Annotated in this window: 18 protein-coding genes and 1 tRNA gene; 2 read left to right on the forward strand and 17 right to left on the reverse strand. The window is 49.6% G+C overall.

Annotation, left to right across the window (positions count from 1 at the left end; all coding sequences use genetic code 11):
- Window positions 1–5 precede the first annotated feature (5 nt).
- From ABGT54_RS08700 to ABGT54_RS08720, 5 genes are read right to left on the reverse strand one after another with little or no spacing between them, the layout of a single operon-like run.
- Entirely contained in the window at window positions 6–2,069 is a 2,064-nt protein-coding gene (locus ABGT54_RS08700) for a DNA topoisomerase (protein WP_346663727.1), read from the reverse strand.
- Between the two features lie 18 nt (window positions 2,070–2,087).
- Complete coding sequence (gene ppk1 / locus ABGT54_RS08705; protein ID WP_346663728.1) at window positions 2,088–4,205, reverse strand: polyphosphate kinase 1; 2,118 nt, start codon at window positions 4,203–4,205, stop codon at window positions 2,088–2,090.
- A gap of 43 nt (window positions 4,206–4,248) precedes the next feature.
- Window positions 4,249–5,334 (reverse strand): aspartate-semialdehyde dehydrogenase, encoded by a 1,086-nt coding sequence (gene asd, locus ABGT54_RS08710; RefSeq protein WP_346663729.1) that lies wholly within the window; start codon window positions 5,332–5,334, stop codon window positions 4,249–4,251.
- Window positions 5,335–5,369: 35 nt separating this feature from the next.
- Window positions 5,370–6,749 (reverse strand): argininosuccinate lyase, encoded by a 1,380-nt coding sequence (argH, locus tag ABGT54_RS08715; RefSeq protein ID WP_346663730.1) that lies wholly within the window; start codon window positions 6,747–6,749, stop codon window positions 5,370–5,372.
- Window positions 6,750–6,754: 5 nt separating this feature from the next.
- Window positions 6,755–7,369, reverse strand: a complete 615-nt coding sequence (locus tag ABGT54_RS08720) for an epoxyqueuosine reductase QueH (RefSeq protein WP_346663731.1) — start codon at window positions 7,367–7,369, stop codon at window positions 6,755–6,757.
- A gap of 183 nt (window positions 7,370–7,552) precedes the next feature.
- On the opposite strand from ABGT54_RS08720, the gene ABGT54_RS08725 reads away from it, so the two are divergent.
- Together ABGT54_RS08725 and ABGT54_RS08730 are read left to right on the forward strand one after the other, a co-directional pair.
- On the forward strand, window positions 7,553–8,320 hold the full coding sequence (locus ABGT54_RS08725) for an ABC transporter ATP-binding protein (protein ID WP_346663732.1): 768 nt from the start codon (window positions 7,553–7,555) through the stop codon (window positions 8,318–8,320).
- Window positions 8,313–9,110, forward strand: coding sequence for an ABC transporter permease (locus ABGT54_RS08730; protein ID WP_346663733.1), 798 nt, complete (start codon window positions 8,313–8,315; stop codon window positions 9,108–9,110). The genes ABGT54_RS08725 and ABGT54_RS08730 overlap by 8 nt, the downstream gene beginning before the upstream one ends.
- Window positions 9,111–9,215: 105 nt before the next feature.
- On the opposite strand, the gene ABGT54_RS08735 is transcribed toward ABGT54_RS08730, so the two are convergent.
- From ABGT54_RS08735 to ABGT54_RS08790, 12 genes are all read right to left on the reverse strand, one after another.
- Window positions 9,216–9,288: transfer RNA gene (locus ABGT54_RS08735), tRNA-Thr, on the reverse strand.
- A gap of 504 nt (window positions 9,289–9,792) precedes the next feature.
- On the reverse strand, window positions 9,793–10,470 hold the full coding sequence (locus tag ABGT54_RS08740; RefSeq protein WP_346663734.1) for a DDE-type integrase/transposase/recombinase: 678 nt from the start codon (window positions 10,468–10,470) through the stop codon (window positions 9,793–9,795).
- Between the two features lie 386 nt (window positions 10,471–10,856).
- On the reverse strand, window positions 10,857–11,915 hold the full coding sequence (locus ABGT54_RS08745) for an IS30 family transposase (RefSeq protein ID WP_346663735.1): 1,059 nt from the start codon (window positions 11,913–11,915) through the stop codon (window positions 10,857–10,859).
- 135 nt (window positions 11,916–12,050) lie between these two features.
- On the reverse strand, window positions 12,051–13,769 hold the full coding sequence (locus ABGT54_RS08750; protein ID WP_346663736.1) for an S-layer homology domain-containing protein: 1,719 nt from the start codon (window positions 13,767–13,769) through the stop codon (window positions 12,051–12,053).
- A 98-nt stretch (window positions 13,770–13,867) separates the two neighbouring features.
- Window positions 13,868–17,275, reverse strand: coding sequence for a SpaA isopeptide-forming pilin-related protein (locus ABGT54_RS08755; protein ID WP_346663737.1), 3,408 nt, complete (start codon window positions 17,273–17,275; stop codon window positions 13,868–13,870).
- Between the two features lie 25 nt (window positions 17,276–17,300).
- The gene (locus tag ABGT54_RS08760) at window positions 17,301–18,158 is read right to left on the reverse strand and encodes a class C sortase (RefSeq protein WP_346663738.1); all 858 of its coding nucleotides are present in this window, start codon (window positions 18,156–18,158) and stop codon (window positions 17,301–17,303) included.
- Window positions 18,159–18,164: 6 nt separating this feature from the next.
- On the reverse strand, window positions 18,165–20,030 hold the full coding sequence (locus ABGT54_RS08765) for a SpaH/EbpB family LPXTG-anchored major pilin (protein ID WP_346663739.1): 1,866 nt from the start codon (window positions 20,028–20,030) through the stop codon (window positions 18,165–18,167).
- Window positions 20,031–20,136: 106 nt separating this feature from the next.
- A complete protein-coding gene (locus ABGT54_RS08770) occupies window positions 20,137–21,075 on the reverse strand; it encodes a sortase (RefSeq protein ID WP_346663740.1) in 939 nt (312 codons plus the stop codon).
- On the reverse strand, window positions 21,075–21,800 hold the full coding sequence (locus ABGT54_RS08775) for a hypothetical protein (RefSeq protein WP_346663741.1): 726 nt from the start codon (window positions 21,798–21,800) through the stop codon (window positions 21,075–21,077). The genes ABGT54_RS08770 and ABGT54_RS08775 overlap by 1 nt, the downstream gene beginning before the upstream one ends.
- 155 nt (window positions 21,801–21,955) lie before the next feature.
- Complete coding sequence (locus ABGT54_RS08780; RefSeq protein ID WP_346663742.1) at window positions 21,956–22,327, reverse strand: hypothetical protein; 372 nt, start codon at window positions 22,325–22,327, stop codon at window positions 21,956–21,958.
- 13 nt (window positions 22,328–22,340) lie between these two features.
- Window positions 22,341–23,345 (reverse strand): ParB N-terminal domain-containing protein, encoded by a 1,005-nt coding sequence (locus ABGT54_RS08785; protein ID WP_346663743.1) that lies wholly within the window; start codon window positions 23,343–23,345, stop codon window positions 22,341–22,343.
- Window positions 23,346–23,379: 34 nt separating this feature from the next.
- Complete coding sequence (locus tag ABGT54_RS08790; RefSeq protein WP_346663744.1) at window positions 23,380–24,195, reverse strand: AAA family ATPase; 816 nt, start codon at window positions 24,193–24,195, stop codon at window positions 23,380–23,382.
- Window positions 24,196–24,363 lie beyond the last annotated feature (168 nt).

Consider the following 24,363-nt stretch of genomic DNA (forward strand, 5'->3'; position numbering starts at 1 on the left):
TTCTATCACTCCTTTTTCTTTTTTGCCCCCGCTCCTGTCCCTGCGCTTTTTGCCGCCGGCTTTCGATAATATCTGGCAGCCTGGTCATAGCAGGCCCGCAGCTGTCCTTCATTGCGAAGCTGCTTCACGCCCTCTGTACGGCTGATGATAAACTGATCCAGCTTTTTCATGTATTCTTCCTGGCTGATCTCCCCGTCCGCCACATACGTCAGCCCTTTTTCCCAGCTGGCGGTCAGCTCCGGATTAAGAAGTGACCGGATCGAATGATCCACCACGTCATAAATCATCTCTCCCTGAAGTGTAGGCGTTACAATCTGGGTCTTCTTGTTCAGCGCCAGATATTTGTTATGAAACAGCTTTTTCAGGATCTCGCCTCTGGTGGCGCTGGTGCCGATGCCGCTCCCTTTGATCTGGGAACGCAGCTCCTCGTCCTCGATCAGCTGTCCCGCATTTTCCATGGCAAGGATCAGCGATCCGGAGTTGTAGCGCTTGGGCGGGGAAGTCTTTCCTTCCCGGATCGCAAGGGCGCGGACCGGAAGGCGGCTTCCTTTCTTTATTGATTGTATCGCGGTCCAAAATGCACCGTCAATACTTTTTTCTTCTTCTCCGGAAGAATCCCTGTCCGACGCCTCGTTTTCCTGTTCCTTTGTCCCAGGTCTCCCGGCCGCTTTCAGATATCCCTCTTCTGTCAGCACCTTAAACACAGAAAAAAACGATTCTCCCCGGACCTGTATGGTGAAAGATACTTTCTCATAAACAGCCGGCGGATAAAAAATACTCAAAAAACGCCGCACGATCACATCGTAAATCCGGGCGGACAGACCGGACAGAGACGTAAGCGCCCCCATCCCCTGTCCGGTGGGAATGATGGCGTAATGGTCTGTGATCTGTTTGTCATTCACATACCTGGTCTTCTTAAGTCCTTTGTAACTTCCAAGAGCCAGTATATCCTGAAGGAAAGGGACGGCCGGCTCGTATTTCATGAGACCATTCAGATTTTTATGGATTTCTTTGGCAACGGCCCCGGACAGAACTCTGGCATCTGTCCTTGGATAGGTGACCAGTTTCTTTTCATACAGCTCCTGAACGATACGCAGCGTCTCGTCCGGGCTGATCTTAAACCTCCGCGAGCACTCGTTCTGCAGCTCTGCCAGATTAAAAAGGAGGGGTGCGTATTTCTTTTCCTTCTTCTTTTCTGCAGAAGACACGATCCCGGTCAGCGGTTCTTCTTCTGACAGCCAGCGGATCAGTCCCCGGGCTTTTTCTTCTTCCTTAAAACCGTTTTCTTTGTACAGGTCAAAGGACTCATGCCAGCGGGATCCCTGTACGGCCCGCCATTCTCCTTCAAAAGCCGCTCCTTCTTCCCCGAAGCTTCCCACTATCCGGTAAAAAGGGGTCTGTACAAATTCCCGGATCTGCCGTTCTCTTCGCACCACCATGCCAAGCACACAGGTCATGACCCTGCCCACCGAGATCACCGCATATCTGGTCTTCAGATAAGAGGCGATGCTGCCGCCGTACTTTAGGGTCAGAAGTCTGGAAAAATTAATTCCCATCAGATAATCTTCTTTTGCCCGCAGATAGGCAGAGGCAGAAAGATTGTCGTATTCCTTCAGGTCTTTTGCCTCCCGGATCCCCCGCAGGATCTCTTCTTCCGTCTGGGAATCGATCCAGACTCTTTTGCGAACCTTGCCTTTGACATGGGCTTCCTGTTCCACCAGACGGTAAATATATTCTCCCTCCCGCCCGGAGTCTGTGCAGACATAGATGGTGTCCACATCGGGACGATTCAGGATCCCGGACACGATCCGGAACTGTTTTGCCGTGCCCGGAATCACCTCGTATTTAAAATTTTCCGGTATAAAAGGCAGAGTCGTAAGACTCCACCTTTTCAGATCCGGATTATAGGCTTCCGGATAGCTCATGGTAACCAGATGGCCGACGCACCAGGTCACGATAGCGTCGTCTCCTTCCAGATATCCGTCCTGCCGTCTGGTCTTTAACTTTAATGCCTTTGCAAATTCCTGGGCCACGCTTGGCTTTTCCGCGATATAGACTGATTTCCCCATGAATGCTTCTTCTACTCCTTATCTGTGAAAAAAGCCTGCCAGACGCTGAAGGAAGGTCTCCTGTTTTTCCGGCTGCCGCGGCTTTGCGCGAAGCGCCTCCTCCATAAACACCGCCTGGGAGTCCACCGGATCCTGGGTGGCTTTTTTCTTTCTGTAAGTGCCGTCGCTTTGCAGCACCCTCGCTTTTACATTATCACTTAGCATCACTTTCATATAGTGATTGATCTGGTTTTTAATATCCTTATCCAGAACCGGACAGGCCACTTCCACCCGTTTCTCCGTGTTCCGGGTCATCATATCGGCAGAACCAATGTAGATCTTCTGTTCCGCCCCTGTGCCAAAGCAGAAGATCCTGGGGTGTTCCAGATATCTGCCCACAATACTCATCACCCGGATATTCTGGGTATATCCCGGGATCCCCGGAAGGATGCAGCAGATGCCCCGGACGATCAGATCGATCTTTACCCCTGCACAGGAAGCCTGGGAAATCTTGTCGATAAAGTCCACATCCGTCAGAGAGTTCATCTTCATAACAATCCGCCCGTTTTCTCCTTTTGCGATCTCCTCATCGATCATCCGCAAAATGTTGGGTTTCAGACTGGTAGGCGATACGATCAGATGCTGATAAACTCCGTTCAGATTGCCAATGGACATATTCTTAAAGAACTCTGCCGCATCCCTTCCGATCTCCGGATCCGCCGTCATCAGTGAAAGGTCCGTATACATGCCCGCCGTTTTTTCGTTATAATTTCCGGTCCCAATCTGGGTGATATACTGGATGTCATTGCGGTTCCTGCAGGTGATCAGACAGATCTTGGAGTGAACCTTGTATCCTTCGATGCCGTAGATCACCCGGCACCCGGCTTCTTCCATCTGCTCCGACCAGTCGATATTGTTCTGCTCGTCAAACCTGGCCCGCAGCTCGATCAGCACCGTTACCTCCTTGCCATTCTCCGCTGCCGCGCAGAGATATTCCACCAGCCTTGCCTTCTTTGCCAGCCGGTAGATAGTAATCTTGATCGTCAGTACATTGGGATCATAGGCCGCCTCTTTGATCAGGCGCAAAAAAGGATTCATGCTCTCATACGGATAGAACAACAAAATGTCCTTCTTCCGGATCTGCTTCATCATACTGCCCTCCTGCACATGGCAGGAATCCTGGGGCACAAACGCAGGATAGATCAGAGACCGTTTCATAGAATCCGGAAGATCTCCTGCAATAGAAAACATATAAGAAAGCTTCATCGGCATCTTGGTCCGGAAGATCTGCTTTGGCAGAATATGGAACTTTTCACAGAAAAACCGTTCCATCTCAGGCTTCAGCTTCTCTGCCGTCTCCAGGCGCACCACTGCCATCCGGCGCCGTTTGTGGAGCGTCTGTTTCATCAGATACCGGAAATCTTCCGTCACTTCCAGGGACTCGTCATCCGGTGCAATGTCTGCATTTCTGGTCACGCAGATATAGTTGGCCTCAGACACCTCGTACTGTTCAAAGACCAGATTCAGGTACTCCATGATCACCTTTTCCATGCGAATGTAGCGGATGTCGTGACCGGGCAGATACAGGACTTCCGAGATAAACTGGGGAACCGGGACCAGTCCCAGGGAATGGACTTCTCTGACTCCCTTTCCCTTCTGAGTCAGATTTGCCGTTACATAGATCTCTTTATTCAGAAGATGCGGAAACGGGTGGCTGGCGTCCACGATCTGGGGCGAAAGCACAGGCAGGATCTGATCCTTAAAATATTTTTTGACATATTTCTTCTCCTGGGGCTCCAGCTCTTTGTAGTCCAGCCCGCAGACCCCGTAAGGGTGCAGCTGCTTTTTAATCTCCGCATAAGTCTTGTCCCGCTCCTTATAAAGCGGCGCCACCTCGGCGAAAATCTGATCCAGCTGCTCCTGCGGCGTCATCCCTGACCTGCTGTCTTTGGTGTCGGCGTCGGTATGGGCCATATCAAACAGACTTCCCACACGAATCATGAAAAATTCATCCAGATTGCTGGTAAAGATCGCGACGAACTTCATCCGCTCCAGAAGCGGGACGTTTTCATCCCTTGCCTCCTCCAGCACTCTCTGGTTGAACTTCAGCCAGGACAGCTCCCTGTTTTGTGTATACTTTAATCGCTCTGCTCCCATGTCTCTTCTCCTCCTTATCCGCCCCGGCAAACAAAGAGCCGGCTTATTTTGCCCGGATATAGCCCTTTGCGGTCAGCGCCTCCGCACACAGCACCGCGCCGCCGGCTGCGCCGCGGACCGTATTGTGGGAAAGGCCGATAAATTTATAATCATAAATACTGTCTTCTCTTAGCCGTCCGATAGAAACGCCCATGCCATGCTCATAATCCACGTCCAGATTTACCTGTGGACGGTCGTCCTCCTCCATATAGCGGATGAACTGCTCCGGTGCGCTTGGGAGCTTCGCTTCCTGCGGAAATCCCCGGTAATGAACAAGCTTCTCGATCAGCTCTTCTCTGGAAGGCTTCTTTGCAAAGCGGATAAATACAGCGGCCGTGTGTCCGTTCAGCACCGGCACACGCACGCACTGGCAGGTGATTCTTGGACCTTCTGCCTTTACGATCTGCCCGTTCTCCACATGCCCCAGCACCCGCAGCGGTTCCTGTTCGCTCTTTTCTTCCTCCCCGCCAATATAGGGGATGATGTTCTCCACCATCTCCGGCCAGTCTTTAAACGTCTTGCCCGCACCAGAGATTGCCTGATAAGTGGTTGCCACTACTTCTGTGGGCTCAAATTCTCTCCAGGCCGCCAGGCAGGGCGCATAGCTCTGGATCGAGCAGTTGGGTTTCACCGCGATGAACCCGCGGGTGGTTCCCAGACGCTTTTTCTGATCTTCAATCACCTGAAAATGATCGATATTGATCTCCGGGATCACCATCGGCACATCCGGCGTCCAGCGGTGCGCGCTGTTATTGGACATAACCGGGGTCTCTGTTTTGGCGTATGCCTCTTCTATGGCGCGGATCTCATCCTTGCTCATATCCACGGCGCTGAACACAAAGTCTACAGTCTTTGCCACTTCTTCTACTTCATTTACGTTATGCACGATCAGCTTTTTTACGCTTTCCGGCATAGGGGTCGTCATTTTCCAGCGGTCTCCCACCGCCTCTTCATAAGTCTTTCCTGCGGAACGGGGGCTGGCCGCCACAGTCACCACTTCAAACCAGGGGTGGTCTTCCAGAAGGGAAAGAAACCTTTGCCCCACCATTCCTGTCGCTCCAAGGATCCCAACTCGTAATTTCTGCTCCATCGCTCTCACTCCTTCATTTTCTTTCTTCTGTTCTCTTAATATTCTTCCATATAATTTCGGTAAATCTTCAGCGCCTTCTCCATGGCCTCCCTGCCGGGCGCTCCTGTCGTTACCCGTTTGTTGACACAGGTTTTCAGGCTGATGGCTTCATAAATATCTTCCGCGAACACATCGGAGATCTTCTGATACTCTTCCAGGGGAAGCTCATCCAGGGCAATCCCCTTTTCAATGCAAAGGAGGACCAGACGCCCCACGATCCCGTGGGCATCCCGGAATGCCACGCCCCGGTTAACCAGATAATCTGCCGCGTCGGTGGCATTGGTAAAGCCATGTCTTGCGCTCTCCTCCATCCGGTCTTTTTTAAACTGCATGGTTCCCAGCATGCCGGTAAACAAAGTCAGACAGTGTCTGACCGTATCCATGGCGTCAAAGGCCCACTCCTTATCTTCCTGCATATCTTTATTGTATGCCAGGGGGAGCCCCTTCATGGCAGTAAGCAGCGCATTCAGCGCCCCGTACACCCGTCCGGTCTTGCCCCGTACCAGCTCCGCGATGTCCGGATTCTTCTTCTGGGGCATAATGCTGCTGCCGGTGCTGTAGGCATCGTCAATCTCCACAAACTGATATTCATTGGAGTTCCAGATGATCACTTCTTCAGAAAACCGGCTTAAGTGCATCATAATGACAGACAGTGCAGACAACAGCTCCAACAGATAATCTCTGTCAGACACCCCGTCCATGCTGTTCAGCGCAGGACCGTCAAATCCAAGCAAAGACGCAGTATACTGCCGGTCCAGGGGGTAAGTGGTGCCTGCCAGAGCTCCGGAACCCAGAGGGCAGGTGTTCATCCGCTTCTCAATGTCCCTTAGTCTTTCATGATCCCTCTTAAACATTTCAAAATACGCCCCCAGGTGATGGGCCAGGGTAATGGGCTGCGCTTTCTGCAGATGCGTAAATCCCGGCATATAAGTATCCAGGTGCTCTTCCATCACAGAAAGCAGGGTCAAAAGAAGCTCTTTCAGGAGATCGTCCAGTTTATGGATCTCACTTCTTGTATAAAGCTTCATATCCAGAGCCACCTGATCATTCCGGCTTCTTCCGGTGTGAAGCTTTTTTCCCGCCTCTCCGATCCGGTCGATCAGCGTAGCCTCCACAAAACTGTGGATATCTTCATATTTGTCTGATATTTCCAGCTTCCCCTGTTCCACATCGTCCAGGATCCCTTCCAGTCCTGCGATGATGTCCTCTTTTTCTGCCTCAGTGAGGATCTTCTGCTTTGCAAGCATCATCACATGGGCGATGCTGCCCCGGATATCTTCTGCATACAGTCTCCGGTCAAACCGGATCGACGCGTTAAAATCATAAACCAGCTGATCCGTTTCTTTGGTAAAACGGCCGCCCCATAATTGTGCCATATCCATTACTTCCTTTCTCGTTCTCTCATAGAAAATTCGCAGCCACAGTAGTCCTGACGGTACAATCCGTACTCTTTCGACAATTCTACAGATCTCTTATAGCCGTTCTTTTTCTTAAAATCCGACGGAAGATAAGCAACGCCGTACTCTTCTTCCAGCTTCCGCCCAATCTCGTTAAGTCTGGCCGCATTCTTTAGAGGGCTGATCGTAAGTGTGGTGGTAAAATAGTCAAATTCTCCGCTCTTTGCCACTTTTGCAGCCTCCCTTAGCCGGAGCTCATAGCACTTCATACAGCGGGCCCCGCCCTCTTTTGCCTCTTCCAGTCCTTCTGCCATCTCATAAAACCGGTCTTTCTCGTAATTTCCCGCAAGAAAAGATACCGGATGTTTTGTCCGCATCCGGTCGATCAGCATCTGCTGCTCCACGATCCTCCTGGTGTATTCGCTTTCAGGAAAGATATTGGGATTATAATAAAAAACCGTAATCTGAAAATACTGGCTTAAATATTCCAGCACATAACTGCTGCAGGGAGCGCAGCAGCTGTGGAGCAAAAGAGAAGGAACCCTCTCCCGGGCCTCTATCCCTGCCAGCAGTTTATCCAGTTCTTTTTGATAATTCATCCGAACCCTTCTCCTTATTCCTCATGCGTTACTCTTGAATTATACCCGTTTCCGCAGATTCTGACAAGTGCTATCCGGCCAAATTTGCGCTTCCTACCGTTCCCTCTTCCCCTGCTCTGCGGAACGAAACTTTCCCGTCTGCATAAAATAATATAGCAAACAGACACCCTGCGGGAGGTTTTTATGGAGCAAGTATTAGAGCTGAAACACATCCACTATTCTTACCACACACTGGACGGGGAGACGCCTGCGCTCACCGACATCTCATTTGCGGTGGAAAGGGGAGAATTTATCGCCATTGTCGGTCCTTCCGGCTGCGGCAAGACGACTCTCCTTTCTCTGATCGCAGGCCTTCTTACACCAGAAAAGGGACTGATCAAGATCAACGGCAAATATGTGACAGAAAGCACCACCAACGTAGGCTATATGCTGCAGCACGACGAGCTGTTTGAATGGCGCACCATCTACCACAATGTGGTCCTTGGCCTGGAGATCCAGCACATGATGACTGCAAAAAACAGACAAAGGGCCGGCGACCTGCTGGACAGTTACGGGCTTGGACCCTTTCGGAACTCCCGTCCCTCCGAGCTCTCCGGCGGCATGCGCCAGCGGGCGGCCCTGATCCGCACTCTGGTGCTGGAGCCGGATCTCCTTCTTCTGGATGAGCCCTTCTCTGCCCTGGATTACCAGACCCGGCTAAACGTCGGAGACGATATCGGCCAGATCCTGCGGAAAGAGGGAAAATCCGCCGTCCTTGTGACCCATGACCTGTCAGAAGCCATCTCCCTGGCCGACCGGGTCATCATCCTGTCCGAACGTCCCGCCACCATCCTGCAGACCGTTCCGCTTATCTTCGCGCTTGCAAAAGACACTCCCTTAAACCGCCGGAACGCCCCGGAGTTTAAGACCTATTTTCAACTGATCTGGAAGGAGCTGAATCCCCATGCATGAACTGTCCGCAGGCCAGCGGCAATATCTTCTTCGCCACAGAAAACACCGGCGCATCGTATGCGTCTCCAGGATCCTGATCCTTTTTAGTTTTCTTTTTATCTGGGAATTTACTGCAAATGTAGGGATCATTGATTCTTTTATCTTCAGCAGCCCGTCGAAGATCGTCCTGTGCTTTCTGGATATGACGCGGGACGGAAGCATTTTCCTTCATATCGGCGTCACACTGTACGAAACCCTGCTAAGCTTCCTCCTGGTAACCGCATCTGCCATCCTGGCCGCAGTAGCCCTGTGGTTCAGCCCCAGGCTTTCAGAGATCCTGGACCCTTACCTGGTAGTCCTCAACAGCCTCCCCAAATCCGCCCTGGCGCCTCTTCTGATCGTATGGCTTGGCGCCACCAGGACCACGATCATCGCAGCCGGCATGTCAGTGGCTGTCTTTGGAAGCATCTTAAATCTGTACGCCAGTTTTGCCACTGTTGACGCCGGAAAGATCAAACTTGTCTACACCCTGGGCGGGAACCGCTTCCACGCCCTTAGCAAGGTGGTGCTGCCGGGAAGCATCCCTGCCATTATCAGCAATATGAAAGTAAATATCGGTCTTTGTCTGGTGGGCGTGATCATCGGAGAATTTCTGGCTGCCAGAAACGGCCTTGGATACCTGATCATCTATTCCAGTCAGGTCTTTAAAATGGATTGGCTTCTGATGTCTATTGTGCTCCTGTGCATGATGGCCATGGGGCTGTACGCGCTGATCAGCCTGCTGGAGAGCCGGTGCCGGAAGCGATACTGATCCGGCAAACACCTGTAAAAGATGAAGTTATGCAAAAAACACTGTGGATTTTATGGGTTTGAAAAACCCGACTGGAAAAAATAAGATTTGACAGAAATAAAAAAAAGCTGGAAATCGGACTTGAACCGACGACCCCTTCATTACGAGTGAAGTGCTCTACCGACTGAGCTATTCCAGCAGTTATAATATATCAATCCGGCTTTTGCAGCCACAAAATATATTATACTAAAATCTGAGATTATTGCAAGGACTTTTTTACAAAAGCAGCTATTTATATGTATAGGTGTCAATGATTGGTAACACTTCACCCCGAAAGGAATGTCAAGGGTAAGGTGGAGATTCCCGCAGGGAATACTACCTGACCTTGACATTCCTTTGTGATATAATGGTGTGCGGCGGCAGCATCCTTTGCTGTCGCCCTTGTCTGCTTTAAAACATAACTCCCTGATACATTCTTACTATCGTATTCGGACTTCTCATTCCTAAACAGGTTTTGATATAAGTGTTTGATTTCTTCTGATATACGGCTAGCTGTTTTCTCCCATCTTCCAGATTATACATACGCATTTTTTTATAGAACCTTGCTTCATCTGTTCGATGCTGCCGTTCCACTTTCCCGTTGTGTCGCGGCGTTGCGATCTGAATCCGGTGATACAGGATTTCCAACTCCTTAAGTGCCTCTTCAAAACATTGTTAAATGCGTACTTTTAATTACCAACAGCCGATTGGTGAACTCCGATCCGTTATCCGTCTGCACTTCCCGGATTGGAAAAGGGGCATGTTTGATTAGCTTCACCAGGAAATCTCTGGAACTATAGGTACTGTGTTCATCATACATTTCCCGATAAGTCCATCTGCTACATTCGTCTACCGCTGTATATTGATAGTATTTCCTGCCATCTGTCACGCAATAGGAAGGAACATACTTCACATCTATCTGTATTTTCTGCCCTGGGTAATCTGCACGCTGATAAGGCTTGATCTTTCGTTTCTTTTTCTTCTTTTTCACTGGTTTCAAGGCTTTCAGCCGGGCAGCGACTCGTTTAAATCCCCCGTAGCTGCGCCTATACCCATCTTTTTCTACCAGTTCCTGATATGCCAGGATCAGGTCTGTCCATTTATATTTTTTTAGGCGGCGCCGGATTTGCCGTAGTTCCAGCTCTGTATGACTTTTTGGCGATGTTTTAGGCCTGTGGCTGCGATCTTCCAGACTGGCTGTTGTCCCATCGTATCGAGAAAGCCATTTGTAGACCGTTTTTCGGCTTACTTTATAACGGATCGCCGTTTCTGTTACAGAATGATTCTGAGCATATTTAACAATACGTTGACGCTGATATTTGGGGTGTGATAAACTCGACATACAAGGATTCTCCTTTTGATCGGACTATTGGTTTCTCGACAATTCCAATATATCACATCAAGGTGGGTCCTTGTTTTTATTTTGTTACCTATCTATTGTACCCCAACATTTTTTACAAAAGCAGCTATTTATAATTGTCAAGAGTAAATGCACAAGTTCTTGCGCTAATCAAGAAGAACTATTCAAGTTTACATTTTCCCTCCATTTTCTATATTATAAGCAATCTATTCATGGGTTTTCTATAGAGACACTCTTGCTAAGGGTGAAGATCCGGGAACCAGAATAATGATTCCTTAAAAGTGAACATGAAAACAAAACCTGATGTCCTGACAACGCCATCCGATTTTTAACATAGACTATTTTTCTTCAATTTCTTAACTCTCCTGTCATCCGCCTTCTCCCTTTTGAAAATATTCCGGAAACTCTTTTTCAAAAAGTTCTCTGGGCGTCTCTCCCTCAAACATTGCTCTGGGGTAATCATTAATCCAGTTCTCGATCCACTGTATTTCTTTCTTACTCCTGTCATCAAAGTTTATGCCTTTGGGAATCTGTCTTCTGATAAAACGGTTATTATTTTCGTTGCTTCCTCTTTCCCAACTGCTATAAGGATGGCAGTAATATGTAACAGTCCGATTCCTCTTATTTCTTCTGGATGCGGCGATTCCTTTGACGTCCGCAAATTCCGATCCATTATCCATGGTTATGGTTTTGAAAATATTCCGGAAGCATTTCTCTCCCAACTGCCGCTCCAGCTGGTTCAATTTACTTACCACTTCTGCTGTTGTACGGTTCTTCAGCATCCGGACGATCTCATATCTGGTTTTTCTCTCCGTCAGAACAAGCAGACACTTCCTGGACTGGCCAAGTTTTCCCACCACCGTATCCATTTCCCAGTGGCCGGCCTCCTCCCGCTTCTCTATCTCCTCCGGCCGTTCTTCAATACTGGTTCCTCTGGGTCCCCGTTTTCGGATCTGATCCTGATATCTTTTTTTCTTTTTCCTTCTTTCATAGGGCAGATCTGAAAATTCCAGATTGGGAAACCGACTTTTTTTCAGATAATTGTACACCGTCCCGACACAAACCGTTACGCGGAATGTTTTGTTTTTCCTCTTCACTTGCTGCAGGGCCGCGTAAGGGGATGCTTTATTCAGGATCTCCTTTTCCAGGAACGCCACCTGTTCCGGATCCTGATCCAGTTTCAGTTCACAGCCTTTCTGCTTCATCTTTTCCCTGTATTTATGTTCTGCCAGCTCCGGACTGTATCTTAGTTCTTCTGTCCAGTCTGACAACCTATGGCTATACGTTCCACGTTGTTTCTCACGGTTGATCGTTGATACATGCACGCCGATTAGCGCAGCAATCTCTTTAGAGGTATGCTTCGCTTTCAGATAGGCTTCAATATGCAATCGATCCTTGTATGTAAGATGATGAAACTGTCTTCCCATCACACCGCCCCCTTATTTCCCTTTCAGATGCCAAGTGCCGAAGGCATAAAGCCTCCGGCACTTCCTTGGGATTTCTGTTACTGCCGGAGACTTTTCCGTCCCCGGCAGAACATCTTTGTTTCTGTGTTTTTTCTTTTATAATCCGTAGGTATCACAGAACCTACTGATAATGGTCGCACAAACCGCTCTGACTGTTTCGGCCTGGGGGTTCAGCTTGCCATTGTCGCCTGTGATGATCCCGTTGGCCACGCACCAGCTCATGGCATCTTTTGCAAAGCTGTTGACATTCGCAGCATCCGGATAGGAACTGAAGTCCGCCCTCTGGCTGGTATCCAGTCCAAGGTAGTCCGCATACCGGAACATCATCACTGCCATCTGTTCCCGGTTGATGTTATCGCCAGGGCCGAATTTTCCAGTGTCCGTGTATCCAGTAACAATACCGGCATCTGCCGCCCACAGAACAGCCTTGGTGTAGAACTGGCTGTCTGGAACATCCGGGAACTTCTGCTCAAAAGCAACTGCCGGTTCATCTTCCATCCGCCAGAGAATGGTTGCAAACTGCGCTCTGGCCAGTTTGTCATTGGGACCAAAGATCGTATCCGTTAGGCCGGTCATCAAGCCTTTTTCATAGACGTCTGCCACTGTGCCATAGAACCAGGCGCCCTTCGGAACGTCTGTAAATGGCAGATTTATTTCCGGCTCCGCAGGATCGTCCGGATTATCCGGTTCTTCCGGATCTGTCGGCTCTATCGGCTCATTGGCTGTTACTGTCACCGCCACGGATGCAGATGCCTTTCCGCAGACAGCAGTAATGGTTGTCGTGCCTGCAGCCACACCAGTGATCGTGCCGTTGTTGACGGTGGCGATCTCCGGATTGGCGCTGGTCCAGGTCACAGTTTTATCTGCCGCATTGTCCGGCTCTACCGTTGCTATCACGGTCGCAGACTCTCCGGCTTTCACCGACACCGCATCCTGGCTGACCTTCACTGCAGAAGCCTCCACCACCGGCGGATCACCATTTTCAATCACATGAATAGACTTGTATTCTTTACCAAGTGTACCCGAAATCGCTGCTCCATTCTTCCAGTTATCATTATCCCAACCAACGGTATTTGAATAACGATAAACTTCCGTATTTCTATTTATAGTGAGATTTGCATCTACCAAACCATGACGTCCATTTAGAAATTGTGGTGCATTTCCCTCAAAAGTGATCTTTTCCAGTGCTACCCCGTTAAATGAACTCCACACCACCCACTTTACACTTGCAGGAATAGTTAATTCTTTCAATGAGTCGTTTCCAACAAAAGCAACATCTATATATAACAAACTTTCCGGCATGATTACTTTAGTCAATGAATCACAATTGTAAAAAGAATGATATGCTATCTCCTGCACACCTTCTGCCATAATCACTTCTGTAATCTGATTATTATTTATAAATGCGTTCTGTTCCATAGATCCAATAGTCAATACAGGATATCCGTCGATAGATCCTGGAATCTCCACTACACCAGCGGCATCCTTTCCATCCTTAACGGTAATAAACCAATGTGGGTCATATATCTCGGCTTTCGGATCCAAATATTGTTCCCAGTACGTCCACCTGAAATCCAAATTATAGAGTATTCCATCTACCGTCTTTAAATAACCATTGTCTCCATTCTTTGACCATCCGTTGGCTGCAGCCCATTCATCTGTCACATCATCATAGCCTGGATAGTCCATGAGATTTCTGACATTTTCTGGCTTTTCACCTTGTTCCTCTCCATTTCCGGCTGCAGAAACAGGCACAGTTACCATGGATACGATCAGGCCGATCGCAAGCACCAGATTTACCATCCTCTTTTTCATAGCGGTCCCTCCTTAGATTTGTTCCCTTTCTTGTTTCACAGGACTCCTTTTTCCTGCCATCATTGTAATGCAAAATGCAGTATTCGTCAATCCCATCTTTATACATTAATCTGTTTTTTACGATATACTACATAAGCAATAATCAGTATGATTATTCCAAGGAGCAATGGCAGATACACACCGACCCCTGTATGTCCTCCGGTTACCGGCAGCACGAAGTTGGAATGATTGGTCACTTCATACACCAGATTATTCAACAGATACACGTTCGCCTCCGGATAATAGAGACACTGATCTTTGTCCACTCCCTTATCTTCTGCTTCCTCTGCAGACATTTGGATCGGAACCGTCACCTTGAGTGGATCCTTTAACAGGGTATGTCCGGGAACGGTGCTTGTCTCCGTGATCGTGTATGTTCCAGGATACAGATTTTCAAATACCGCTTCCCCATTGTCTCCGGATGTCTGGGTATCGATCACTTTGCCATCCTCATCTTTGATCTCAAAGACCGCACCGGAAAGCGGGGTCTTGCCATCTGTATCCAGCTTTCGGATCTTGATGGAATTAGGTACGATCTTGTTCCGGATGGTCCAGAAACCGTCCCTGGTCTGCTCCACCTTCGACTCATACCCTACCGTCTCCTGTTCCCGGATGGTGTACTCGTAGGTTTTCCCTTCCGGATCATATTTCTCCAGATTCTCAAAGGCTCCTTTCCAGCCATCTCTGGCCGTAAGCTTCATTTCTCGGCAGGACTTCCCGTTCCGCAAAAGCTCCACGGTCACTTCCTCCGGCCGGCCTTCATAGTCTCCATCCTCCCATATCTTCTCCACTGCCACCTTCACATACTCATTCGTGAACGCTGCCGTCCCCCCTTTGGTGGTGATCGTCAGCACATTGTCCAGGTTCTCCAGCTCTTCTGCGTCCGAACTCTGGGCCGAATGGGGAACCGTGCTGCTTACAGCCTCCGTGGTGATCTTTGCTTCTTCCGTCACCGTCACCTTCCCTTCCTGTGCCGAGATCCGGTGACCCTTTTCATCCACTTCATACAGGTAATAGGTTCCCGGATCCAGGGATTGGATCTCTCCTTTCCCGGAAGCTTCTCCGGCCTTCACCGTCACTTCCACGTCTCCCAGATATCCGCTCAACGGATCCCCGGATAACTTCTTGTCACTGTACACAAACCGGAACGTCTGGTCTTCGGTAAACGAGGAGCCACTGACCGTCTTGGTCACCGTGATCCCCGGCTTCGCCTGCCGGTTGAAGATGATGGACGGTGTATCCATCTCCACGGTTTTGATGCTTCCCGGATCCCGGGTGGTCACATAAGTCAGCTTCTGCACCGTATTGGATTTCAGGCTCTTGTCCTTTCCGTCCGTAGACATCTCGTAGTCCGCATACTGGATCGGGAACGACATCTCATGCCCCGGATCCGTGTAACCGCCATCCGTCAGTTCTCCGATACTCCAGTACACAGTCCTGGTGCTTTTTACATAGACGTAAGACGCCCCGTCCCTGGCCGCTTCATAAACCGCTGTCGGGACTCCTTTCGTGGTTCCGCTTCCCGGGTTTTCCAGGACTTTCCATTCCTTCCCCAGCTTCTCCACGTCCACGGTGAACGGCCCGTTCATGGTATCTGTATAAAAGGCGTCCTTCCCTTTGATCGGAATCACATACTGCTCATCGATCCGCTTCAGGATCTTTGCCTCCATCTCCGCAAACTCGCTGTTGTGGCGGGCAAATGTACCATAACCTGTAGAATCCACTTGACTAACTCGCTGCGCCGCACCTGTCTGATCCTGTTCATTCATAGCCACTCCGCAGGCGTAAATGGTCACCCCATCCATGGCTTTCAGCTGTGCAGACTCCCTGGCTCCATTGATCTTTGGGTTGTCCATATCCAGGGACGTTCCCACCGTCCCCTGTGGCATCCCGTCCGTCAGGAAGATGATAAGGGTATCCTTTTTCTTGTCTTCCGTGCTGCGTCCATTCAGCAGATCGATGGCTGCCTGAAACGCCCTGGACCAGTTGGTTCCGTCATAAGTAAAGGCATGGTCGATCCCTTCCTGCTTGATCGCCTCAAAGTCATTGGTAAATCCCATCCAGGTCGCCCCGTCCATATGGGTCATCCGGCCGGTGTTGTCCGTGTACAGGCCATCCGCCGTTCCATTGGCGTGGGCGTTGCTCCAGCTCCCATTCTTCGGCACATCCCCCCAGAAAGGAATGTAGGCGATCTTGTTATCTGAGTTTAAATCCCGGATCTTGTCAACCAGGGTGCTGAAGAACTCCTGGGATTTGGCCAGACGGTCGCTGGTCTGGCACTCTTCCGGCGCGCAGGTGTTCAGGATCCAGCCGCTTCCGTGGTTCACGATCTGGGAGACATCCAAGAAATATATCGTTTCTCTTACTGGTACCATTCCGCTCTCGTTATAATACGATCCGCCGGTCAACCGTACCACCCGGCGTCCCTGCTCCAAATAACCCAGGGCTTCCTCCCGGCTGTCCAGCTTCACATAATGATGCAGATCCGTATGGAGGATGTTGTAAAGGTTGTTCCCATGGGCCATGGTCCAGGCCGGTAGTCCGGATGTGGGATCTTCCTCAAAAAGAAGGTAGTAATGATCCGGCTCCTGGCAGGGCGAGTTATACGGCATCTCTCCGTTGTGCAGCCATCCGGACATCCATCCTTCGTAACCGGAGGCGGCGTCCTTGTGGTTCACCCGGTAGTAATAATTCTGTTCTGCAGCCATGTCACTCAAGGTTTCCGTCCATCCGTACTCGTTCTGGATGGGATACCACTTTGTACTGACCGGATTCCCCCATCCCTGGCGGACGCGCTCCAGGTTGTAGCCGTAGTTGGCATCCATGGATCCGGATTTATCCTGGATCAGGACCACGTTCATGTCTTCCGTCCCCTGGACCGTTCCGGAGTTGGACCGGTACTGCAGGGTCACTTTCCCGTCCCCGGTTTCCTCATCGGTCCACTGGGTCCGCTTGCGGATATCCGCGGAAAGATCCGTCACTGTCTCATCTGCTGACATTAGACGGATGCTGCCGGAAGATCCGGCGTGGAAATCGTAGCGGTCAAAGTATTCCGCTTCGCCGGGATCCGTACACTTCTTCTCCGGTTCCGCCTGGGTCTGTCGGGGAGCGTCCTTATCAGCCTTCTGCTTTTCCGCCTGGGTTTGTGACTCATCCCCTTCCGTCCCTTTGGGATCTGCCGTTTTATCCTCCTGCTTTTCTTCCATTTGGGAAGCCGGATCTTTCTTCTGGCTGCCGGGCTCCTTCTCCTGGACCTCCGCTCCGTCAGTCTCCGGTTCTTCGGCCTGTTCAGGCGGATCCTCCTTCTGCGAAGTTGCATCCTGCCCGTCCGCTGTTCCCACAACTGACTGGCCAACATCCGCTGCATATGCTTCCGTCCCTCCGGATATTACAGCGGAAGACGCCACAAACATCACGGCCAACGAAAGCGCAATGATTTTTCTCAACCGATGTTTGATCTGCTTCATCTTGTCTCTCCTTTCTTCCTAATTTCTATCTGTTTCTTCGATACCGGATCCATGACCATACCGTGATCCCGAAAATAAATGCCACGGCACTGATCAACAATGCCCGCCGGTATTCCTTCATCCACGTCTTACTGTCATGGATCTGATAAATAGATGAATCTTCCGCAGCTTCCTTGTAACCTGTCCTTTCCCCGCAGACAAACAGCCGGTGGCTGTTCACTCCATAGGGAGTACAGGTGACCAGGGTACAGAGATCCTTTCCTTTCTCTACATAAAGAGCATCGACTTCCTCCGGAAGTACGACTTCTGTTCGGATCACCCGGTAAGCCAAACGATCCCCGAGGACATACAGGAAAAAGATATCTCCTTTTTCCAGCTCCTCCAGATCCGTAAAAAGCTTCGCATGGCTAAGCCCTGTATGCCCGGTCAGTACCGTGTGTGTGCTTTCCCCTCCGACCGGCAGGGATGTCCCTTCCAGATGCCCTACTCCCCGTTTCAGGACCTCTTCAGATGTCCCATGGTAGACAGGAAGAGACACCTGGATCGATGGGATTTCTATGGATCCCATCACGCCATCCCCGTTTATGGAAAGAAGCCTTTGATATTGCTCTGTCATAGTTTTTCTTTCTTCTTCTGCGAACGGATCTGTTAAAGTGACGCCGCCTTCCGCAATCTCCTGGTTATAGGCTTCCGCTTCCGCCCTGGCCGCCTGCCGTTCCTGGTCGTCCAGATCTTCTGCGGACTGTTTTGCCGCATGGATCCTGGAATCCGCCCGGTGTTCAAACAGGTAATTGGACAGATACGGATACGCCATCAACGAGGCTGCCACAAACAAAAGGGCCGCCACCAGGAAGATCTTCCCAATGCTCCTTTTCTTTCTCATCGCAGATTACACATCTTCTTTCTTTCCCTTCCGTGTCAGGATGATCACGCCGGTCAGTGCTGCCATACATCCCGCCAGGGTGAAGATCAGCGTGCCGTATCCGCCGGTCTTAGGCAGTGTAAAGGAAGGTGTGTTGATGATTTCCATATCCACGCTTGCGTTGGAAGACTCCAGGTTCTTCACTGTCTGGCTCAACATAGCAGCATCTTTCCCATCTACCTTGGCGCTTGCCCGTTCCCCTTCCACTTCAATCACGTTCTTGTTCGGATTGTTTGTCTCATCCTGAGAATCATAACGGGTAGTCTGGGACGGTGTGATCTGGTCCTCTGTTCCTGTAATCGCAATGAGAATGGGATCTTTCAAAAGTGCAAATCCGTCAGCGGTATCCACTTCTGTCAACACATAGGTGTCCGCTTCCAGTCCGTTGATCACCAGGGAGCCGTCAGTCGCCGGTGAAAAGACGGTCCCATCTTTTTCCGTTGCGCCCTTATTTGCATCTGTTACATAATATACGCCAGGGGCTTCCCGTTTCGCTGTTACATAGTGGCCATCCGTCTGGTTCTGGAGAACAAATTCAACCTGTGTTGCATCTCCTTTCTTGGACCCGCTGAATTTCTTGTCAATATCTAGGCCGTAGGTGTATACCTTCGCCTTGTCTTCCACAGTTTTGACTTCATCATCAGACGTCCGCTTCCAGGTCAGCTTTACGTCATTGACATTCCCCATGTCACCAAGGACCGGGGTCGCATCGCTGTTCACAGTTGCGGTATAAGCTACGACCATGTACAGTCCCGCTTTTGCAGGATTGATCTCCTTTAAGCCCGCCGCTGTCATCTGAATGGTCATCTGGTTGTAATCGGAGTTGCTGCCATCATGGGACTCTGTGAACATTTCAGATCCATGCTCCCAGACGTCCATCGCATGCTCCGTGTTGTTGGTCTTTGCATCCTCTTCCGTCTCGTAGAAATAGATCGCAGCATCCTGACCATAGGTCAGCCCCTTATCCATTTTGTCAACAAAAGTGTATTGCTCCAGATATGTTGCTCCGGATGTGATCTGTGGGAGATGGGACACAAACAGGAAATCCATCCGGTCTCCTTCAGAGCCGGTCGCTGTGTCTGCATATTCCGGCTTGTCGTAAAGGACGGCATCATCATCCTGTCGCACCATCTTGTCAAGAGATGGATCCGGAGTTGTCTGGTTCTTTGGATATACCTCTACGTCATAGAACCAGGATTCTCCTTGCGCGTCCGTCATTGGAAGCGAGACAAAAAACGGATCTACCGTGGTATGTACGCTGGCCGGAACCTTTGTTTCCACCACCAGGTACAAACCTGTCGAAAGGTTCGTTGCGCTGGTAATGCCGTTTTCACTGGTCAGCGGCATCGCAGCCTTGCCAGATATATGCTGAATGTAATCCTCCAATGCATTCTTGGTCTTTGTGTTTTCTGTCAGGGCATCTTTCATGGCGTCATTGATCTCATCTGACGTATGCTTATGATTCCCCCTGACATCCGTAAGTCCCAGGATACCTTCCAGCTCCTTTGGAATGTCGTACAGAATCTTTACATCGCCTCCTACACTTTCGGTATGGATGTTTCCAACCCGGGCGTAGGTAAATTCCACTCCCTCCACCTGGTAACGCTTAAGAGCCTCTTCCGCATCGGCATCTTTCTCTCCATCCGCAAAGAATCCGGAAACATCCACTCCGTCTTCTTCCGCTGCAGTCAGATCGTACTTATGGATCGTGATACTGCAGGCCCGATTCGTCTCGATCAGGTCTTCTGGTGCGGCCATGGCCCCGACCGCGGGGATTGCTGCGCAGGCCGCTGCTATGGCCAGCGCACAGATCTTTTTTACTGTTTTGTTCATAACTTTTCTCCTTTCTTTCTTTTTCATTGATTTGATTTATGAACATGCCGGCGTCTTTTGCTATGGGCCGCCGGCAAAACCCCTGAATAGTAAGAGGTAAAAGGACTTATCTTTTCCTCCATGCCCGGATACATAAAAGGAGTCCCGCAATGATCGTGATACATGGCAGAGCGATCCGCAAAACTCTTTCCACATGGATCAGGCCCTGCTCCTCTTTCTCCTCTCCGGATGCGTTTCCCCTTGGCATAAGTTCATCGGGCTCTTTTCCCGTCCCTTCCCTGCCTGATGACAAAGCTGCATTTTCAGACGGATCCCCGGGAACCCTCTCGCAAAACACAAGATACCGGTTGGGCGCACCTCCGCCAACCCGGTAAGGATGACAGCTGACCAGCGTAAGCATATCTTTCCCTTCCCGGATCCGGATACTGTCTACATCTTCCGGCGCCACCACGTCAAATCCCACCGCCTCATACGTCAGATCCCACCAGGGAGTCTTAAGGTACACCCTGGATCCTGGCTGCATGTTTTCAATGTATTGAAAATATGCACTTCCCTTCCATCCCCGATGTCCGGCAACCACACAATTGGTATTCTCGCCTCCGACCGGCATACTGGTCTGTGCCATGACAGCCGCTCCTTTGGCCAGATTCTCTTTGGTTGCCCCAATATACAAGGGAAGCCTGGTCTTCATGTCCGGAATCTCAATCGCTCCAATCAGCCCGGCATCCTGTCCATCCAGCCGGACTTCTGGTACTTCCTGATCTCCTTCTCCCCAGGCATCCGTGATTGTCTGCCCGAGCAGCAAGCTTTCATTGTACTGTTGAAACTCCAGATAAAGATCTTCATAGTAGATCTTCCACTCTCCAGGCTCCTTTTCTCCCTTCCCGGGATCCGCTGCCCCCTTCTCCTTCTCTTCCTCATTCCCAACATCCAGCTCCCGGACAATTCGGTCCACTTCCTTCTGTGTTTGAAAATCCCGTAAGGACGGATACAGAAAGCAAGCCATTCCGCCAAGAATCAGGAACAGTCCAAACATCCGCTTCATCATTTCATCTCCTTCGTCTCCTGCGGTATCTGCCGGTCTTCCTGCCGGCCAAACCGCTGATAATATTCCTTCAGATAACTTCCGTACAGGTCCTGTTCTGCTTTCAACCTCCGTTCCACGGCTTCCTCATAGGTCGTGAAATTTCCCAACGAATATCGTTTTCCCCGGAAACCGATGGTCACTTTATATTTGCCATCCTGCTTCTGAAACACCCCGCGGAACCCACTCTTGTTGTCGGATCTGGTTTTTCTTTTTTCCAGGAACTCAATACAGGTCCCGTCTATCCGGTGGAGCCGCTCTTGAATCTTTTTTTGGTTCTCTTTCTGCAGGCAGCCACAACTTTTGGTAAGTCCATAGACCAGATTCGCAGCTGTGACTTCGGCCATGTTTCCACATTCACACCGGCATCTCCAGTAGACAGATCCTTTCTGATCTCTATTTTCAATCGGATACAGCGGAGTCAGACGTCCAAATTTTTTCCCGGAAAGATCCAGCTTGTTTTTACCGGATAATTCTTTCCGCAGGCAACCACAGCTTTTTACTGTGCCAGATTTCAAATCTCTTGCCCTTACAACCTTTTCCTGTCCACAGCTACACCTGCAGTTCCAGCAGACCCGGCCCCCCCGGTTCTCCGCTCTGCTGACCACTGTGAGCCTGCCGAACACCCGACCTGTCAGATCTTCTGCTTTCCCTTTTCTCTTTTTTCCAGTCTGGTCCTTTTCCATAGAGTCACTTCCCTTTCCTGGATCACAAGTGGTCATGCGTGACCACCCCTTCTTTTCATATTTGCATTGATGCTTTTGCAATGTAATGCTTATATTTATATAATGCAAAAACAATTAACAAAAAAACAGATGACCCCTCTTCGCTGTCTCTAAGGTTAGTCCAAGGAAACCCCTGTTTGATCGATAGTCAACAACATGGCGCAGTAATTTAAAACCCCCTGGAAGATTACATGACACTCCTTGCAGTCCTGTTCCGCTGCCACCTGTTTGATCTGCATCATCTGACCGACATCAAAGGTCATGGTTTCCGGAACATCCCTGCGAATATATTCCGGATCCTCCCGCTCCGTAATCCGAAGCCTGGGGTCGATCTGATGATCTCCTGCCAGAAAATAGCGCATTGCTCTCCGATAGAAATTCCGCTTGCTCATTTCTTCCCGGTATCGCAGAAACGTCACAAGATCCCGTAGATCTTGTGTGATATAGAAAGAAGTGGTTTTTCCACCCCGTTTTGTAGTCTTTTTCATACTGAAAGGCTCCTTACATACATAATATTTCCTGTAACTGTTCCAAACAATCCTGATAACGCTGCAGCTCGGCTTCATCCAGATAACAATCTTCTTTGCGTAAACATTTTAGAATTTCACGGATGTCCAGCTTAAACCGTTCTGCCGTAATGACATTGACATTTTTCTGCTGTTGTATTGCCTTTTCCTGGATCATCTGCGGTGTGATGGTCACGCCCTCGGCCTCTGCCTGTGCAAGCATCTCTTCCTGTCCCTTCTCATCCAGGTGGTTGATCATTTCATTGGCTGTATTGATGGAAGTCTCCCCTGCCATGACTGCTTCCTTCAACGCCTGGCTGCCATGCGCTTCCAGATTTTCCATCTTGTTAATAAACCCGCGGCTCATTCCCGTGGTTTTTGCCAGAAGGTCTCTGGTGGATCCTTTGATCACCAGCTCCTGTTCCCCGGTCTTCGGATCCACATAAGGAATTCTCTTGATTCCTTTCTCCCTGAGAGCTGCTATGATCTTTTTCCATTCCTTCAGTTCCATGATGCGGTCTGCATCTGTATAATCCCTTGATTCTTTATTTGTCGTAATGATCATCAGTGCTTCTTTTAAAGAATCCGGAAGTGGCAGACTGATTGTTTCCGGAGCTTTTTCCACACATCGGATCAACGTTTCTTCCGTCCATTGTTCTACCTTTGGATCGGCGATCAGCTGATCAATCGCCGTCAGTCGTCTTTCTCCTCCCAACAGCTTGTACTTCCCATTCTCGCCCAGAGTAACATGCAACGGCTGGATCAGGCCCATGTTCTCGATAGACCAGGCCAGGCTCTCAATCCCGTTTATGCTGTAATGATTCTTCTCATTTCTCTCAATCTGGTCTCTTCGCAGATAAATGATATCCTCTTCCTCCATGCCTTCACTTTTTGACACATCATTTAAGAGGCCGCTTCCCACCTTGTACCCGCTTCCTGTCCTTGCTTCTTCTTCGTTCAAATCCAGCCCTCTTAATTTATCCTTGTTAAATTTACCCATAATGGTTTTCCTCCTTTTCCGCCCTAACACAATTTTAATGTTCCATGATGTATTCTGTAATTTCCAGATATTCCCTGGTAACCGTACAGGGATGCTTCCCGTTATCGTAAGCCAGCAACGGTTCCTGCAGCAGAGACCCTTCTTCAATGTTCTTGCTCGTCCCTACATTTACCGGAAGGATATATTCCCCGAACGCATCTGCCAGGAGTTCATATACCGTTTTGGCCACATTCTTGCGGCCATTCCACTGGGTAAAAAACATCCCGCCGATCTGCAGATCTGGATTGTATTCCTGAACGGTATGTACCAGGTTCATTGTGATCGCTATTCCAAGAAGGCTGCCTCCGTCGCAACGCAGCGGAAGGTAAACCTGGTCTGCAGCCGCCAGTCCATTGATATTCACAATAGAGACGGATGGACTACTATCAATTATACAGTAGTCATATTCATTTTGCACGTTTTTCAGATGTTTTTTTAGACGAAATTGCTGCGGGCTTTTTACATCCCCCTTCATCCGCTCCTCTGCTTCCGATAACGTCAGGTAACTGCAGATGATATCCAGGTTTGGATACTTCGTTTTTTTAATGCACTTATGGATATCCAGGTTCCTGTCCAGAAGAAGATCTTCCACCGACTTCCCTTCTTCACATCCCGACTCCCCATGGTACACTTTCGCAAAAAGTTTTACAAAATCAATCTCACTGAACATACAAGTCGCATTCATCTGCGGGTCCAGATCAATCAGCAGGACTCTTTTCCCATATCTTTCCGCAAGCATATGAGCGATTGTTGTCACGCTGGCCGTCTTGCCTACTCCACCCTTATTGTTCAAAAAAATAATTGTTTTCATTTTCTCCTCTCTTTCCAGGTCATACATGACCTTTACTTATTTTTGCATTTCCTTTGTAAGAAAGACGATGATTTTTTTGCCGAAGATATCCCCCCGCTACAAACATTGCATTTCTAATATAACATATAGTATCATTGCATTATTTATTTGTCAATTACTTGTACCAAT

This window comes from uncultured Merdimonas sp. (assembly GCF_963929015.1).
In the GTDB taxonomy this organism is placed as follows: domain Bacteria; phylum Bacillota; class Clostridia; order Lachnospirales; family Lachnospiraceae; genus Merdimonas.